At 45.9% G+C, this 14240-nt stretch carries 13 protein-coding genes; 1 reads left to right on the top strand and 12 read right to left on the bottom strand.

The annotated features are described in order from the left end of the window. Window positions 1–126: 126 nt before the first annotated feature. From VN379_RS21130 to VN379_RS21085, 10 genes are all read right to left on the bottom strand, one after another. Complete coding sequence (locus VN379_RS21130) at window positions 127–972, bottom strand: methyl-accepting chemotaxis protein (RefSeq protein ID WP_325537542.1); 846 nt, start codon at window positions 970–972, stop codon at window positions 127–129. Window positions 973–1009: 37 nt separating this feature from the next. Continuing rightward, window positions 1010–2200: an MFS transporter gene (locus tag VN379_RS21125; protein WP_325537540.1), complete on the bottom strand. Its 1191-nt coding sequence runs from the start codon at window positions 2198–2200 to the stop codon at window positions 1010–1012. 87 nt (window positions 2201–2287) lie between these two features. Next, on the bottom strand, window positions 2288–2569 hold the full coding sequence (locus tag VN379_RS21120; RefSeq protein ID WP_325537538.1) for a ferredoxin family protein: 282 nt from the start codon (window positions 2567–2569) through the stop codon (window positions 2288–2290). Next, window positions 2566–3861 carry an FAD-dependent oxidoreductase gene (locus tag VN379_RS21115; RefSeq protein WP_325537536.1) on the bottom strand — a complete coding sequence of 432 codons (1296 nt, stop codon included), beginning with the start codon at window positions 3859–3861 and terminating at the stop codon, window positions 2566–2568. The genes VN379_RS21120 and VN379_RS21115 overlap by 4 nt, the downstream gene beginning before the upstream one ends. After that, the gene (locus tag VN379_RS21110) at window positions 3858–4814 is read right to left on the bottom strand and encodes an electron transfer flavoprotein subunit alpha/FixB family protein (RefSeq protein WP_325537534.1); all 957 of its coding nucleotides are present in this window, start codon (window positions 4812–4814) and stop codon (window positions 3858–3860) included. The genes VN379_RS21115 and VN379_RS21110 overlap by 4 nt, the downstream gene beginning before the upstream one ends. 23 nt (window positions 4815–4837) lie before the next feature. Then, window positions 4838–5605, bottom strand: coding sequence for an electron transfer flavoprotein (locus tag VN379_RS21105; protein WP_325537532.1), 768 nt, complete (start codon window positions 5603–5605; stop codon window positions 4838–4840). A gap of 52 nt (window positions 5606–5657) precedes the next feature. Next, window positions 5658–6869 carry an L-carnitine CoA-transferase gene (caiB, locus tag VN379_RS21100; protein WP_325537530.1) on the bottom strand — a complete coding sequence of 404 codons (1212 nt, stop codon included), beginning with the start codon at window positions 6867–6869 and terminating at the stop codon, window positions 5658–5660. A gap of 66 nt (window positions 6870–6935) precedes the next feature. After that, window positions 6936–8081: an acyl-CoA dehydrogenase gene (locus VN379_RS21095; RefSeq protein ID WP_325537528.1), complete on the bottom strand. Its 1146-nt coding sequence runs from the start codon at window positions 8079–8081 to the stop codon at window positions 6936–6938. A 53-nt stretch (window positions 8082–8134) separates the two neighbouring features. Continuing rightward, window positions 8135–9322 carry an MFS transporter gene (locus VN379_RS21090; RefSeq protein ID WP_325537526.1) on the bottom strand — a complete coding sequence of 396 codons (1188 nt, stop codon included), beginning with the start codon at window positions 9320–9322 and terminating at the stop codon, window positions 8135–8137. Window positions 9323–9353: 31 nt separating this feature from the next. Next, on the bottom strand, window positions 9354–10463 hold the full coding sequence (locus VN379_RS21085; RefSeq protein ID WP_325537524.1) for a uroporphyrinogen decarboxylase family protein: 1110 nt from the start codon (window positions 10461–10463) through the stop codon (window positions 9354–9356). 277 nt (window positions 10464–10740) lie between these two features. On the opposite strand from VN379_RS21085, the gene VN379_RS21080 reads away from it, so the two are divergent. Continuing rightward, on the top strand, window positions 10741–11679 hold the full coding sequence (locus tag VN379_RS21080; protein ID WP_325537522.1) for a LysR family transcriptional regulator: 939 nt from the start codon (window positions 10741–10743) through the stop codon (window positions 11677–11679). 141 nt (window positions 11680–11820) lie between these two features. Here VN379_RS21080 and VN379_RS21075 read toward each other — a convergent pair whose 3' ends face one another. Then, window positions 11821–13080, bottom strand: coding sequence for a saccharopine dehydrogenase family protein (locus tag VN379_RS21075; protein ID WP_325537520.1), 1260 nt, complete (start codon window positions 13078–13080; stop codon window positions 11821–11823). A 28-nt stretch (window positions 13081–13108) separates the two neighbouring features. Next, a complete protein-coding gene (nspC, locus tag VN379_RS21070; protein ID WP_325537518.1) occupies window positions 13109–14212 on the bottom strand; it encodes a carboxynorspermidine decarboxylase in 1104 nt (367 codons plus the stop codon). Window positions 14213–14240: the final 28 nt, after the last annotated feature.

Here is a 14240-nt window from a genome sequence, read left to right as displayed (position 1 = left end):
GATTATTGTGTCTTGTTGATATCATAATCTAATCCGGCTGACACTGTAAAATTCAAAAAGCTGTTCACTATCAATGCATAAACTAGATGGTAAAAACTTATTGCGCATTAATCTTGTAAGCTGGCTTTACTTGGGCATTTCCACCGTCCCAAGCTTAACAAGGTTCTCAGCCATACGCGCAACTTGAACCAAGGCTAGTCTTAATTCACTAATGCCTGCAGCTTGTGCTTCACAGTAACTGCTCATATCCTTGATTGACCCGGCAAGCCCAGTAACAGATTGATGAACATTATTAATTTTTTCCTCAATACTAATAACCGAATCTTTGGTGTTTTCAGCTAATTTCCGTACTTCAGTGGCGACAATATTAAAGCCGCGCCCCAATTCCCCTGCGCGTGCCGACTCAATAGCAGCATTTATACCCAGGATATTTGTCGAAACTGAGATTCTTTTTATTTCATTAGAGATACTGCCAACTGCAATTGAATCTTGCTTGACTCGCTTAGTGTCTGCATTCATCTTCTTGGCCATTTCCGAAAGCTGCTGCCCACTAAGATCAAGACTCTCTGTTGAGGCGGAAATTTCCTCAACAGCAGCAAGGATTTCCTGACCTGAATTAATTAATTCATCATACTTTTCTGTTGAGCGTATAACACCTACGTAGGCCAGTACGTGTTGGTTATCATCGTCAAAAATGGGTACGCCGATAGTAACATTGGCTACCAGGCTGCCGTGGGCTCCCTTGGGAATACGGATCATTACCGGCTTACCGGCAATTAACATTTTGTACGATTTCGTTTCTCGGAAACTGGGAGGAAGTTGAGTTGTTGAGTTCTGCAAAGTGGGGTGCTCAATTTTATCAAGGACAAGTAATGTCTCTAAATCAATTAGCGAAATACTGACTGGTTCCTCAAACAGCGATGGCAACAGTGGTAAAATATGTTGCAGGTTTTCTAACCTGGATCGGCGCATAGACTCCACCTTCTTTATGATTGTGTAAGCACACAAATTATGAATTAGTAACGGTTTTGCTTTTGAGTTTGAGTAAAGCTGTCACCAGGATAATAACCGCACAGGTAACTATAAGCGTTGGCCCGGCTACCAGCCAAGCTGCTTTCGGGCCATGGAAACCAAGTATCTTGGTGACAAAGGCAAGAACAATTGGCGATAAAAACTGACCCACTCCCTGTAAAGCGATATAAATCGATACGGCAAGGGTAGCTGCCGACTGGTGGGCGCTACCGACAACCAGCAGCGTAAGCGCTGGATTATAAATACCAAATCCCAGACCAAAGACAATACCGGCTATTACAAACAGCGGATATGTATGCACATGGACTAGTATCAGAAACGCCAGGCCGACCAAACCAACTGCGAGTGCCGCGGTATACTCTCTAAATATCTGAGCTATTTTCCCATATAACAAACCAGTAGCAAAAGCACCGCTGGTAAATGCCGTAAGAACTACCCCCGCCTGGGCGGCATTGCCAATCTTACCTTCTGCCATTACAATCGCCACATTGGTCATAAACGAGAATAACACAATGTTATATAACAAATTTAAAATAGAAAGATACCAGGTCCGGCGGGTTAATCTGCCATTAGAGAAGCCATTAGCTGCAGACGGCTTGGGTTTTCTTGCCGGTTCAGGCAGCACTAATGCAATGACTATAAATATGGGAATGAGCAGTAAAAAACCCCAAAAAGCATACCGCCAGGAGATCACTGCTAAATAGCCGCCAATCATCTGAAATACGATGCCGGCAGCTGCGCCAATGGCACTTTTTAGTCCCATCATGGCATCGCGTTCCTGACCTTCAAATAAATCGGCGACAAGTGAAGAGGCCAGCGGAAAAATAAGACCATAGCCAAGACCAAAAATAGCACGACAGACCAAAATAAAGGTCATATCGCCGTAGACTGCGGGGATGATTCCCCCAAACAGGAATTCTATGGCAATCGCGAAATACAGGATCGTCTTTTTTTTCATAAACTGTTCGAGCTGCCCGGTAAGCAATGCCCCCACAATAGTCATTAACGGAGGCAAAGCCGCAACCTGCTTGATTAATTCCGGACTTACGTCAGGAAAAGCCTTCGCAATAGCGCCAATTGCCGGGGTTGTCATACTTGAGGTATACAACAGCAGGGCGACCGATAAGACCGCCGCTTTCGTTTTTAGTTCGCTTTTCATCACGTTCATCTTTTCATCTCCCGACTACTCCGCTGTATACTGGCCATCATTTCAGTACATCACTCATGCAGCTGATAAATGACGCTTTGGCATCATCTATCCCTGGCGATAGATGATGCCAAAGCCGCCCCGGGGATACTTCCAGTCAAGAGCCCCCTGGCTGCACACCGCCCGGCATGTGCCACACTCCAGACAACCAGCCCATTCTACAATAATCCCACTATCTTGTTCACTGTAAAGCCCCGCTGGGCAGACCCGCAGACAATTCTTGCTGACACATGTTTTGCATAGATCGTTATTAATATTGATATGTGGGACTCCCTCATCTACTTCAAATTTATCTAACGCCAGCTTGTCTGATATACTCAGCCGGTTCATAACGCGCGCGCCCCCCTAATCCCATCTTTGATTAAGCCCAGCATGGGGATGCCACTTTCCTGCAGTGATTTCATGGCAATCCTGAGCAAGTGCTCTTTCGGAGTCAGATCATGTAAGTAGGCTTTGCCAAAGAGACCGGTAACAAGCGGGGCGTATTGTTTGTACAAGCGCTCGCTTTCCATAAACCCTGGTACATGGGCATACAGTTTCATATCCTGCATGACAAAACGTTCGAGGTTGCGGTTGTAGCCACTTAAGGAGCTCTCACTAAAATCTCTCCTGGCTTTAGCCTCAATCACGGTATCAGCAGCTGCCATCCCGGAAGCGATCGCTAAGTCCATCCCCCTGATAACCAGGCCCGTATTAATAGTAAAGCCTGCGGCATCCCCAATGATAAGCATACCATTAGACCAGAGCTTGGACGGCATCATATGCAACCCGCCTTCACCGGTGATATGAGCGCCATACTCAACCATCTTTCCGCCCTTGACTAATGGCGCTATCAACGGATGCTCAAGCAAGTCATCCAGAATATCAGACGGTTGGACTGCAAACTTGACCAAGTCATCTAAGCGCAGAACGACCCCAACTGAGAGACTCTCAAGATTGGTGTACAGGAATGCCCCTCCTGCTACACCATGACTTACTGCGCCCAGGATGGCATACGCCGCGCCTTCCTTTCCCATAAGCCTAAATCTTTCCTCAATAATTGCTTGCGGTAATTCAATCAAGGCTTTGGTTCCAACAGATAAATGTTCCTGTTTTATTGGACCCCGCAAGCCTGCTTCCTGAGCGATGAACGAGTTGATACCGTCCGCGGCAATGACTACATCGGCCAGCATCTCCTCATCGCCGGTACTAATACCAATAATCCGATTTGACTCCCGCAGTACTTTTTCTACTTTTATACCAGTAACAATCATCGCCCCAGCCGCTTCTGCCTTTTCGGCTAACCATCGGTCAAACTTGGCCCGCAGGACTGAGACGGCATTATAGGGCGTACCTCCTAATGCCTTACTCTTGTATTCCAGGTTGAAGTAATCGTCTTGAGTGGTCATTGAGGTAATATAATTTGTAATATAGCGTTCAATAGGAGCCTCTTCCCAAAAACCAGGAATAAGTTTGTCTAAAACCCGGCTATAGAGAGCACCGCCACTCAAATTCTTGCTCCCTGGATAATCGCCGCGTTCTACAAGTACAACTTCGATCCCCGCTTGCGCCAGCTTATAGGCTGCAGCCAGCCCTGCCGGTCCACCGCCAATAATAATGACGTCATATTTATCGCTGCTCATTGCGGTGTTTTATTCCCCTTTACTTTTTCGATCAAAGCCGGGATTATTTTGTAGAGATCGCCGATCACACCATAATCGGCCTGGGTGAAAATCGGCGCTGTTTTATCCTTGTTGATTACAAAAATTGTCCCGGCTTGGTCGCAGCCAACCATATGTTGAACCTGACCGGAGATGCCTATCCCAATATATAGTTCCGGTTTAAACATAACGCCAGACACCCCGATATAACGCTCCCGGGGTAACCAGTTAACACCTTCGGACAGCGGTCGTGTACAGCCAAGCTCTGCGCCAATCAAGTTAGCTAATTCCTTGATCATTGTCAGGTCTTCCTGATTAGCAATACCGCGTCCGACGGCAATCACCCGTTTAGCTGCTGCCAGATTAACGTGTACTCCCCCTTTGACCCGCCTCTCCAGGCGTTTCAGGCCTTGTCCCGGTTCGACAAAAGCCACGCTTTCAATCGTGCCTTGCGGGGCGGCAACTACTGCTGTTGTACTAAATATACCGGCTGCTACGGTAGCAATGACCGTGCTGGCACCCGATATTTCGGTGCAGACAGCTGCACCGCCATAGACCATGCGCTTGCACTGCAGCTGCTTACCGCTGGTTATAAACTCCATCACATCGGCAAGCACCGCTGTTCCCAGCCGTGCTGCCAGCCGTCCGGCAAGCAGCCTGGCCCTTTTTGAAGAACCAACCAAAAGCACATCAGGCCGTCTCTCATTAACAAGCTTTACTAATGTGAGTACATAGTCTTCCAGCATCCTGGCGGAATCAGTTTCTCCCAGCCAGTAGACTTGGTCTGCGGCCGCATTAGCCAATTCTTCGGCATCGCTCTTAGTCCCAATCAATAAGGCTGATACACGCTCTCCGATTTGATGCCCCCCCGCACAGAGTTCAGCTAATGCCTCGTGCTTTTCAGCAAATACCCATACATTCTTTACTGCACTCATCTATTTTATTTTCCTCCTCTCAACTACAACACTTTGCGGAGACTCTCAAAGAACTTATTAATTATTTCTTCTGATTCGCCTTCTAAAATAATCTGTTTACGCTCAGCCTGCAGTGGGGCTAGCGTACTAATAATTTCGGTGCTTTGGGTGCTGATTTCCAGGCCAATATCCGCCAGACTCCATTGTGTAACAGGCTTTTTTCCTGCTGCCAGGATTTCTTTCATACTAGGGATACGTGGCAAATTAATATCTGTGGTAACAGAGACAACTGCCGGTAACGGGATTTCCACCACTTCAACTTCCTCTTCCAATGTGCGCTCGGCAATAAGCTTATCCCCCTCAACGGTAAGCTTACTGACGGCATTAACTGTTGTCATAGCCAGTAATTCGCCAAGTTGCGCACCCACTTGCTGGGCATAAAGATCAGAAGAGCCTTCACCACACAGTACCAGATCAATACCGCCTATCTTTTTGATAGCAGCAGCTAAAACACTGGCTGTATGATATGAGTCAGCCACGGCCAGGGATTCATCAATCACCTGAAAGAGATCTCCCGGGCCCCGTGAGAGAATACCTTTCTTCAGCTTGGTGCTTTCCAGTTGTCTGGAACCGATGCTAAGTGCTGACAGCTTGCCACTCGCCACTTCGACAATTTGCATACCGGTTTCTATGGCATGCAGGTCGTATTGACCAATCTTCCACTCCGCTTTATCAAAAGACAGTGTGCGGTCTGGACGGATAACAATATCTTGTTCATCAGGCACAACCTTGTAACAGGCTATTACGTTCACTTATTTCACCTCTTGTTGTTAGTAAAGTAAGTTACTTCGATTTACTCCTGGGCTATCTTTTCACAATTACCTTTTTCTCATATAAATTCTGTATTTCACCGTCGGACAAGCCTAAACTTGAAAGAATCTCCTCATTATCCATACCAATCCCCGGCATCGCCCGCCAGACTTTACCAGGATTGTGTTTAAATTTAGGGAACACATTAATGCCTTTTATTTTTTCACCACTCATGGTCTCCCACTCAATAAATACTTCGCGAGCCTGATAATGCGGATGGGTTACCGCCATTTCATAATCCATAATGGCACTGCAAGGAACACCGGCGTCAATAAGTTCGGCTTCGGCTTCTTCGACCGTCCTAACCGCACAATACTCTTCAAGCTTTTTGTTCAGCAGTGTGCCCCCGGGGGTTCCCTTAAAGACGTTAGGTTTATTGCTGGGGAACTCCGCAGACCCAAATTCCAGACCTAAGAAGTGCAGGGCATTCTTGAGCACACCGCCACCACCGATTGCTATAAAAATATTTTTTTTGTCTTGACAGGTGAAGCTTCCCCAACCGGCAAGCACCGCACTTTGGCTTCCTTCACGCTGTGGTTTAACCCCTAAATTCATGTAATCCAGTACATAGGGCTGGAGCCGGATCATTGTTTCATACTGGGCAACGTCAATACTATCACCTTTACCTGTCTCCCTGGCCTTATGCAAGGCCGCTAACGCCCCGCTCAAAGCAAAAAGTCCGGTAAAATAATCGGCTACAAACGGCACTGCCGCAATTGGCGGCCTATCTGGAAAGCCATTCAAATTCATAAAGCAGCCAAAAGCCTGCGCAATGGGGTCAAAGGAAGGGCGCGCCACATGCCGTTTGATCCCATCCTGGCCGAAGCCGGAAATATGGACAATAACCAATGCCGGGTTACAGTCCCATAAGACCTCGTCTGTCAGCCCCCATTTGGCATACTGGCCACCTTTCGAGGCTTCAATAAATATATCAGCGTCTTTGAGCAGTTTAAGAAATATTTCCCTGCCCTCCGGCGAGGGGATATTAAGTGATATTGTCCGCTGATTGCGACGGTCTTGCTGCCCCAGCATTTGTGAGCCTGTACGGGCAATATCCATCATTAAAGGGCTTTCTATCCAGATGACATCTGCACCAAAATCGGCCATCATCTGGGCTGCGAATGGGCCGGCAATCGTAAGTGAGGCATTGACTACTTTTACACCTGATAATGCCCCAAATCCGGGTACAACAGTTTTTTCTGTCATAATGTTTCCCCCAGTAAATTCATTCTTATCGATAATAAATGATTTAAATCTATCGTCAGGTTATTGCTATTTAGCGTATTCTTTTAAAATGGCTCTGCCGGCAATATGAATCATAATCTCGTCAGTGCCGCCGGCAATCCGCTGCACGCGTGAATCCCGCCACAGCCGGGAAACACGATGATCTGTCGTATAACCAATCCCGCCAAGAATCTGCATAGCGTCATCGATAACCTCAAAAGCCGCTTGCGCACAGTAGAGCTTAGCCAGGGTTGACGAGATTTTTATGGAGACTCCATTATCTTTCTCCCAGGCGGTCTTGTAGATCATATTACGCATGTTTTCAATTTTAATGGCCATATAGGTTAATTTTTCTTGGACTAGTTGGAATTGTCCAATTTTTTTGCCAAACTGGATACGTTGATTGGCATAGCGGACCGCATCGCCAAAAGCACACTCCGCAGCCCCCATCGTTGCTGCTGCCAGCATCAGGCGCTCTATTTCAAAATTCTTCATCAGTTGTACAAAGCCCTTACCCTCCGCGCCCACTAAGTCTTTCTCTGCCACTTCAACATTGTCCAGGTAGACTTCGCAGCTATCCACCATATTCATACCAAGTTTCGGCAAGGGCTCAACCGTTATTCCCGGTGCCGTCATGGGTACAAACCACATGGTAAAGGCCTTAGCCGGATCAATACTTTCAGGATCTTTAGCCATACACAGCATATATGGCGAACGATTTGCCCCGGTAATAAATGTCTTATGGCCATTAATGTAAACTTTACCATTGCTGCGGGTATATGTTGTGGCCATAGCACTGCTGTCTGATCCTGCCTGTGGTTCGCTGAACCCTAAGCAAAATGGCATAATTCCCTGTTTGACATACTCCATTGTGATCTTTTTCTGCTCATCACTGCCAAAGGTCAGCATATCATCGACCGGCAACGCATTACCGTAAAGATAACTGGGCACGCCAGCTTTGGTCAATTCTTCGGCTACCATCATTAATGTCAGATTATCAACTTCGGTGCCGCCGTATTCTTCCGGTATACCGAGCAGGCCAAAGCCGCCTTCAAGCAGCGCTTTCATAAATCGATCAGGATATTGATGCCTTTCATCACAATCCCGGAAATAATCCTCCGAGCCATCACGGACGATCAGCTCCCTGAGGCTTTCCAGCAACAATTCTTGTTCTTCGGTTTGCTTAAAATTCATTGTTATCCTCCGTTTTTACCCTTCCGGCAACCCGGATGGCATCATTATTCAAACTACATGTGCACAGTGCCTGTACTCTTGGGTTTACTGAAAGCGATTAGTAAAGTCAATACCACAGCAGCAATCAGGCAGGTTGGTGCTGCTACCTTCCATGCGGCCAGAGGACCTGTAAAACCAATTGTTTTGGTGATAAAACCAAGCGCAATTGGCGATAAAAATTGTCCGACGCCCATCAAGGCAACAAAAAACGATAAAGCAAGAGTGGCGGCAGACTTGTGGGCAGTACCAATTAATAGCAGCGTAACCGCCGGATTATAGGTTCCAAATCCCAGGCCAAAGAGAGCGCCTGCGGCAAGAAACATGACATAGGTATCTACATTGAGCAGAACCAGGAAGGCGAGTCCGACTAAACCAACCGCAAGTGCGACAGTATACCGTTGGCAAACCTGCGATACCTTGCCATACGCCAGACCGGCGACAAAAGCGGCGGCCGTAAATGCGGTCAGCACCATCCCGGCTTCCATGGCACTGCCGATTTTGCCTGTTGTCATGACAATAGCTACATTGGTCATAAAAGAGAACTGAATCATGTTATAAAACAAATTAAATATGCAGATATACCAGGTGGCTGGGGTTAACCGGGCTTGGGAAGCAGCATCAGTTGCCGCCGGTGCCGGTTTCTTATCAGGTTCAGGCAGTTTAAGTAAGATCATTAGGAAAATGGGGATGATCAGCAGGAAGCCTAAAAATGCATGCCGCCAGGAGATAACAGCTAAATAAGCACCCAGCATCTGAAATACAATACCTGCTGCTGCACCTACAGCGCTTTTAAGCCCCATAAGGGTATCCCGCTCCCGGCCGTCAAACAAATCAGCAATGAGTGAAGAGGCCAGTGGGAATACCAGGCCATAGCCAACCCCAAAGAACGCCCGGCAAATTAAAATCAGGGTCATATCGCCGTAAAAGGCGGGGATTACGCCGGCAATAAGCTGGACGGTCATCGAGATATATAAGATGGCCTTTTTGGTCATGAAACGCTCAAGCTGACCAGTAAGCAATGATCCAACGATCATCATCAAAGAAGGTAATGAGGCAATCTGTTTTACGGTATCAGGGCTTACATCGGGAAAGGCTTTGGCAATTGCACCCAGGGCGGGGGTTGTCGTTGCTGTGGTATACATGAGTAAAGCAACCGATAGTACCGCAGCTTTGGTGACAAAGCCATATTGTTTATCACTCATCCCATTCACTCTCCTATTTTTAATTGAAAGTTTACTTGCCGATGGCGGCCGCAACCATTGCCTTGACATTTTCCGGGTTAGCATTAAGCGGTACACAGCAGCCAGCTCCCATAATAAATCCGGTTGGGGCGAAATCATCTACCAGACGCTTGCTGTATCTATAAACTTCATCTGGGGTACCTAATGTCAGCAGGGCAGCGGGAACATCCCCCATAACGCACATATGCCCAGCCAGCACTTCTTTTACCTTGGCCATGTTAGTGGAACCGTCTGGTGCAAAAATGCACTTGCCTTTAGGTAATTCCAGAAAATAATCCAAAAAACGATCCCAACTCATATCCATATGCAAATGCACAAATACCCCTTCTGCAACCATCACCTCCACGATCTTCTTGATATGAGGCCATACAAACCGGTCAAAGGCTTTCCTTGTCAAGAAATCGCCAGCGCCCCGACCCACTGCCAGAATAACTGAAAACTGCTTATCGGCTGAACGTATTTGTTTCTGAAAGTTGGCGATTCTGTCTTCCAGTGCTGCTTCCAAAGCTGCTTCCACCTTATCCGGAATCTTATGCAGATCTCGCATAAATTTGCTGATCGAGCGACCGCCGCAGATAGCGCCAAAGGCCGGCCCGGCAAATATGCCTGATAGTTGTACAACTCCAGCTGCCATGAAATTCTTTTCGGCTTGTTCTTTTACTTTGGCAAAATATTGTAGATCTTCAAGCGCATTGCCCAGATGTCTTTGACAAAAGTCTGCAAAAAAAACATTCCACCCCTTGTTAATAATGGTGTCATAATCAGCCTCAGTCATCTCGCCCCGTTCATCAATCTGCCATTGCATATCCTCAGGCAGGTCACGTCCGGGAAGTTTGGTGTGTCCCAGAAAGGGAACACCGGCAATAACCGGATACTCGACAATATCGGCACCGTCAATATCTCCCAGGGCCAGAAGCCCTTTAAGAGCCAGTTCTTGCCCATACTCAATATTAGTGACTAAGTCAGACATTTTTCCGCCGGCCTGCCTAACAGCAAATGGACCGGCATGTAAGTAGATCGGGGTTCGGTCAGTCTTTTGCAGTGATGCTGCCATTGCGAGCCGGTTCCAGTGCTCTGTGTACAATTCCTGTCCAGTTTTCATGCTCTCATCAGCTCCTTGTTTAGTTTTGTTTCCCTATTTCCAGCGCGCTGTTCTCATAACGAACTACTCACCTTCTCTCCGGTAGTGTCTTGCTCAGCAATTTTCTGACTATTGGATCTAGTACTATGATAGAGCGAAATAGTAGTCACGTAAAATTCAAATACCTGTTCACCATTAATACTTAAAATGGATTACAGGCTGTTGCAATCCATGGATTGTAAATCTATAATTAAACTAATGTTCAAAATATTCTACATAGTAGGGGAGAAAAAATGATATGGATATCTCTTTTTTGCGATCCTTTATTGTTACTGCCCATCATTTAAACTTCACCGAAGCCGCCAAACAACTCTATATTGCTCAATCTGTTTTAAGCAGGCAAATCTCAGTTTTAGAGAAAGAACTGGGCGTGCAGTTATTCATTCGCAATAATCGCACTGTACGTTTAACTGCTGCAGGTCACGTCTTACTCCAGGATGTTGAACCTCTTATGGACAAGATCAGCTCGGTTTTTATTAAATCACGTGAGGCTGATAGTGGTATTAGGGGAATCTTACGCATTTGTTGTATAGGAATTGAATATGCAATTTTACCGCTGGCGATAAAAAAGTTTACAGCACTTTATCCGAAAATTAGCTTAGAAATTCGTGTTCTCCCTCTTGCAATGATCGAAGATGCGCTAAAACGTGGCGAATTTGATATTGGGTTCACTGGTTTTATGGGTAATGAGCTAAAATCTAAATTCTCCTTGCAAGTGGTACGCAGAGACAGGCTTGGGTTTCTGTTGCCTCATAATCACCCGTATGCCAGTAATCACTGCCTTGCTCTTGCTGATATGAAACATGAGCCCTTTATTCTTATTGATAAAAGCAGGTATCCACAAGCATTCGACTGGTTTCATAAACAGTGTGAAAAAACCGGATTTACACCAAATCTTGTCTGTAAATCAGCAAATTTTGATACTATGCTCTGGCAAGTCCAAGCAGGGGTCGGTGTTTCATTTATGGTCGGAGATCCTGCCCTGCTGCGCATGAATCAGCTGCGAGCTGGTGGGATTCGCTTTGTTTTTATGAAGGGTAAAGAAGCTTATGGGAATATGACACTTATTTGGGACAGTGAAAATCCTAACCCTGCAATACCTTTGTTTGTCGAGAAACTTGCCCATATTAACTTGGTGTCTCAAGCGGACCCACGCTTATCAATCCCTGTTAGTTGACCGCTTTAAGAAAAAGTGCCTCTCTTCAGGCTACTACTGAAGAGAGGCACTTTTTCCCCCTAGCTCATTATGTTTCATCAAGAATAACAAAAACCTCCTGCGGATGACCAAACGGCATCCCCAGGAGGTTTTCCAGTATAATCAAATAGAATCTAATGATTCAATAACCGGCGCCACAAAGGTTGCAGGTGCTTCAATAACCTCGGTCGGCAGGCCCATTGTATCAAGCAGCTCTATAAAAGGTGTAGGATCAAGTTCTTCCACATTGACCATATGCTTTACATCCCAGTCGCCGCGAGCAACTAAGATTGCCGCTGCTGCTGCCGGCACCCCGGCCGTATAGCTAATTGCCTGGGATTCCACTTCCTGATAACACTCAGCATGATCACAAATATTATAAATAAAAATTTCGCGCTTTTCATTGCCTTTGGTTCCCTGAATGAAATTGCCAATGCAGGTTTTCCCTGTATAATTAATAGCCAGCGAGGACGGATCTGGCAACAATGCCTTTAATACCTTAAGGGGTGCGATTTCCACACCTTCCGCTATTTTAACCGGTTTTTCCGAGGTAAGTCCAAGGTTGGTCAAAACAGAGAATACATTGAGATAATGTTCGCCAAACCCCATCCAAAACCGGATAGAATTTGCATTAATATTTTTGGACAAAGAATGCAGCTCATCATGCCCGGTTAAGTACACCGAACAGTTTCCCACTACCGGGAAATCATAGTCGACTTTAATAGAATGAACCTTTTGCAATACCCATTTACGATCAACCCAGGTCCAGACTTTCTTAAATTCCCGGAAATTAATCTCCGGATCAAAATTTGTGGCAAAATACTTGCCATGGCTGCCGGCATTAACATCTAATATATCAATAGAATCAATTGTATCAAAATAATCTTTTTGGGCCAACGCACACCACGCATTGACCACCCCGGGATCAAAACCGATACCTAAGATTGCTGTGACCCCTTTGTCCTGGCAGCGTTCTTTGCGTTTCCATTCATAATTGGCGTACCAGGGTGGATTCTCACAAACCTTGTCCGGTTCCTCATGGATTGCGGTATCCATATACACCGCACCTGTTTCAATACAAGCCTCCAGGACCGACATATTAATATAGGACTGGCCTACATTAATAACTATTTCAGACTTGGTAGCTTTGATTAACTCAACCAAAGCAGGAACATCCATTGCATCAACTTCACGCGAGTATAGTTTTTTCGATGAATCCTTCATGTGATTTTTGCGCAATACGCTTTCAATAATAGCGTCGCACTTTTGCTGGGTACGTGAAGCAATACAGATATCACCCAAAACATCGTTATTCATCGCACATTTATGGGCTACTACATGACCCACGCCACCAGCACCAACAATTAAAACATTTTTCCTCATTTCTTTCTCCTCTGCTAAAAAAATTAATTTATGATAAATTATTTAAGAAATCCGAGTAAGTGAATTGACGGATAACCTCAACAGTATCATCCAGCCTGCGCACAGCGATTGCCGGCATTTGCAGCCCATTAAACCAGTTCTTCTTTACCATTGTATATCCTGCTGCATCTGCAAACCGGATTTCAGTACCGATTTCCAGCTTATCTGTAAAATTAAATGTCCCAAAGACATCGCCCGCAAGACACGATCTTCCAGCAACCATGTATCTATGCTGCCCCATATCGCCTGTCTCAATCTTAGCCGGCAGCCGGTATATCAATAAATCCAGCATATGCCCTTCTACCGAAGCATCAACAATGGCAATATCCAGTTCATTATTCACTAAATCAACAACACTGGTAACCAGTTCGGTGCAGCCGGTAATGGCACTTTCACCAGGTTCCAGATACACTTGAACCTTAAACTTATCAGCGAACTCTGCCAGTTTTTTGCTGAACTTTTCTATAGGGTAGCCCTCTTTGGTAAAATATAATCCGCCACCAAGACTTACCCATTGCAGTTCTTTAAGTATGTCTCCATAGCAGTCCCCAATGGTATCCAGTTGCTGTGAAAATGTATCAAAATCATCATTTTCACAATTGTAATGAAACATTAAGCCGCTGAGGCGGTGTATTTGCTTTGCCAGCGCCGCCTTGTCTGTCACACCCAGGCGTGAATGCTTGCGCGCCGGGTCGGCCAGATCAAAATGCGAGTGGCTAATACCAGGATTTACCCGTAAACCAAGCTTTGCTGATTTCACAGCATCATAATATCTCTCTAGCTGGGAAACCGAGTTAAATATAATTTTGTCGGCAAACTCAGCCACGGCCAGGATATCTTCCTGGGAATAGCCCACACAATAAGCATGTGTTTCCTTGCCGAATTTTTCAGAACCCAGCCGCGCCTCATAGAGCGAACTGGAGGTGGTTCCATCCATATACTCACGCATCAGGTCAAATACACTCCAGGTGGAAAAACATTTCAGTGCCAATACCGACTTGGCCCCGGAAAGCTGGCGCACCTGCTGAATAATCTGCAAATTACGCAACAATTTTTTCTCATCAATAAGGTAATAGGGAGTGTTAATGTTCATTTATCTATAACTCCTGTTTGTAATAATC

Origin of the sequence: Sporomusa sp., assembly GCF_035561255.1 — a bacterium.
GTDB lineage: Bacteria > Bacillota > Negativicutes > Sporomusales > Sporomusaceae > Sporomusa.
The sequence above is the reverse complement of the archived record's forward strand: the minus strand, read 5'-3'. Positions and strand labels throughout refer to the sequence as shown.

Coding starts and splice junctions, on each gene's coding strand:
- VN379_RS21085 (WP_325537524.1), bottom strand. CDS start 10,463: ATGAAAACTGGACAGGAATTGTACACAGAGCACTGGAACCGGCTCGCA.
- VN379_RS21095 (WP_325537528.1), bottom strand. CDS start 8,081: ATGAATTTTAAGCAAACCGAAGAACAAGAATTGTTGCTGGAAAGCCTC.
- VN379_RS21115 (WP_325537536.1), bottom strand. CDS start 3,861: ATGAGCAGCGATAAATATGACGTCATTATTATTGGCGGTGGACCGGCA.
- VN379_RS21080 (WP_325537522.1), top strand. CDS start 10,741: ATGGATATCTCTTTTTTGCGATCCTTTATTGTTACTGCCCATCATTTA.
- nspC (WP_325537518.1), bottom strand. CDS start 14,212: ATGAACATTAACACTCCCTATTACCTTATTGATGAGAAAAAATTGTTG.
- VN379_RS21090 (WP_325537526.1), bottom strand. CDS start 9,322: ATGAGTGATAAACAATATGGCTTTGTCACCAAAGCTGCGGTACTATCG.
- VN379_RS21075 (WP_325537520.1), bottom strand. CDS start 13,080: ATGAGGAAAAATGTTTTAATTGTTGGTGCTGGTGGCGTGGGTCATGTA.
- caiB (WP_325537530.1), bottom strand. CDS start 6,869: ATGACAGAAAAAACTGTTGTACCCGGATTTGGGGCATTATCAGGTGTA.
- VN379_RS21110 (WP_325537534.1), bottom strand. CDS start 4,814: ATGAGTGCAGTAAAGAATGTATGGGTATTTGCTGAAAAGCACGAGGCA.
- VN379_RS21125 (WP_325537540.1), bottom strand. CDS start 2,200: ATGAACGTGATGAAAAGCGAACTAAAAACGAAAGCGGCGGTCTTATCG.
- VN379_RS21120 (WP_325537538.1), bottom strand. CDS start 2,569: ATGAACCGGCTGAGTATATCAGACAAGCTGGCGTTAGATAAATTTGAA.
- VN379_RS21130 (WP_325537542.1), bottom strand. CDS start 972: ATGCGCCGATCCAGGTTAGAAAACCTGCAACATATTTTACCACTGTTG.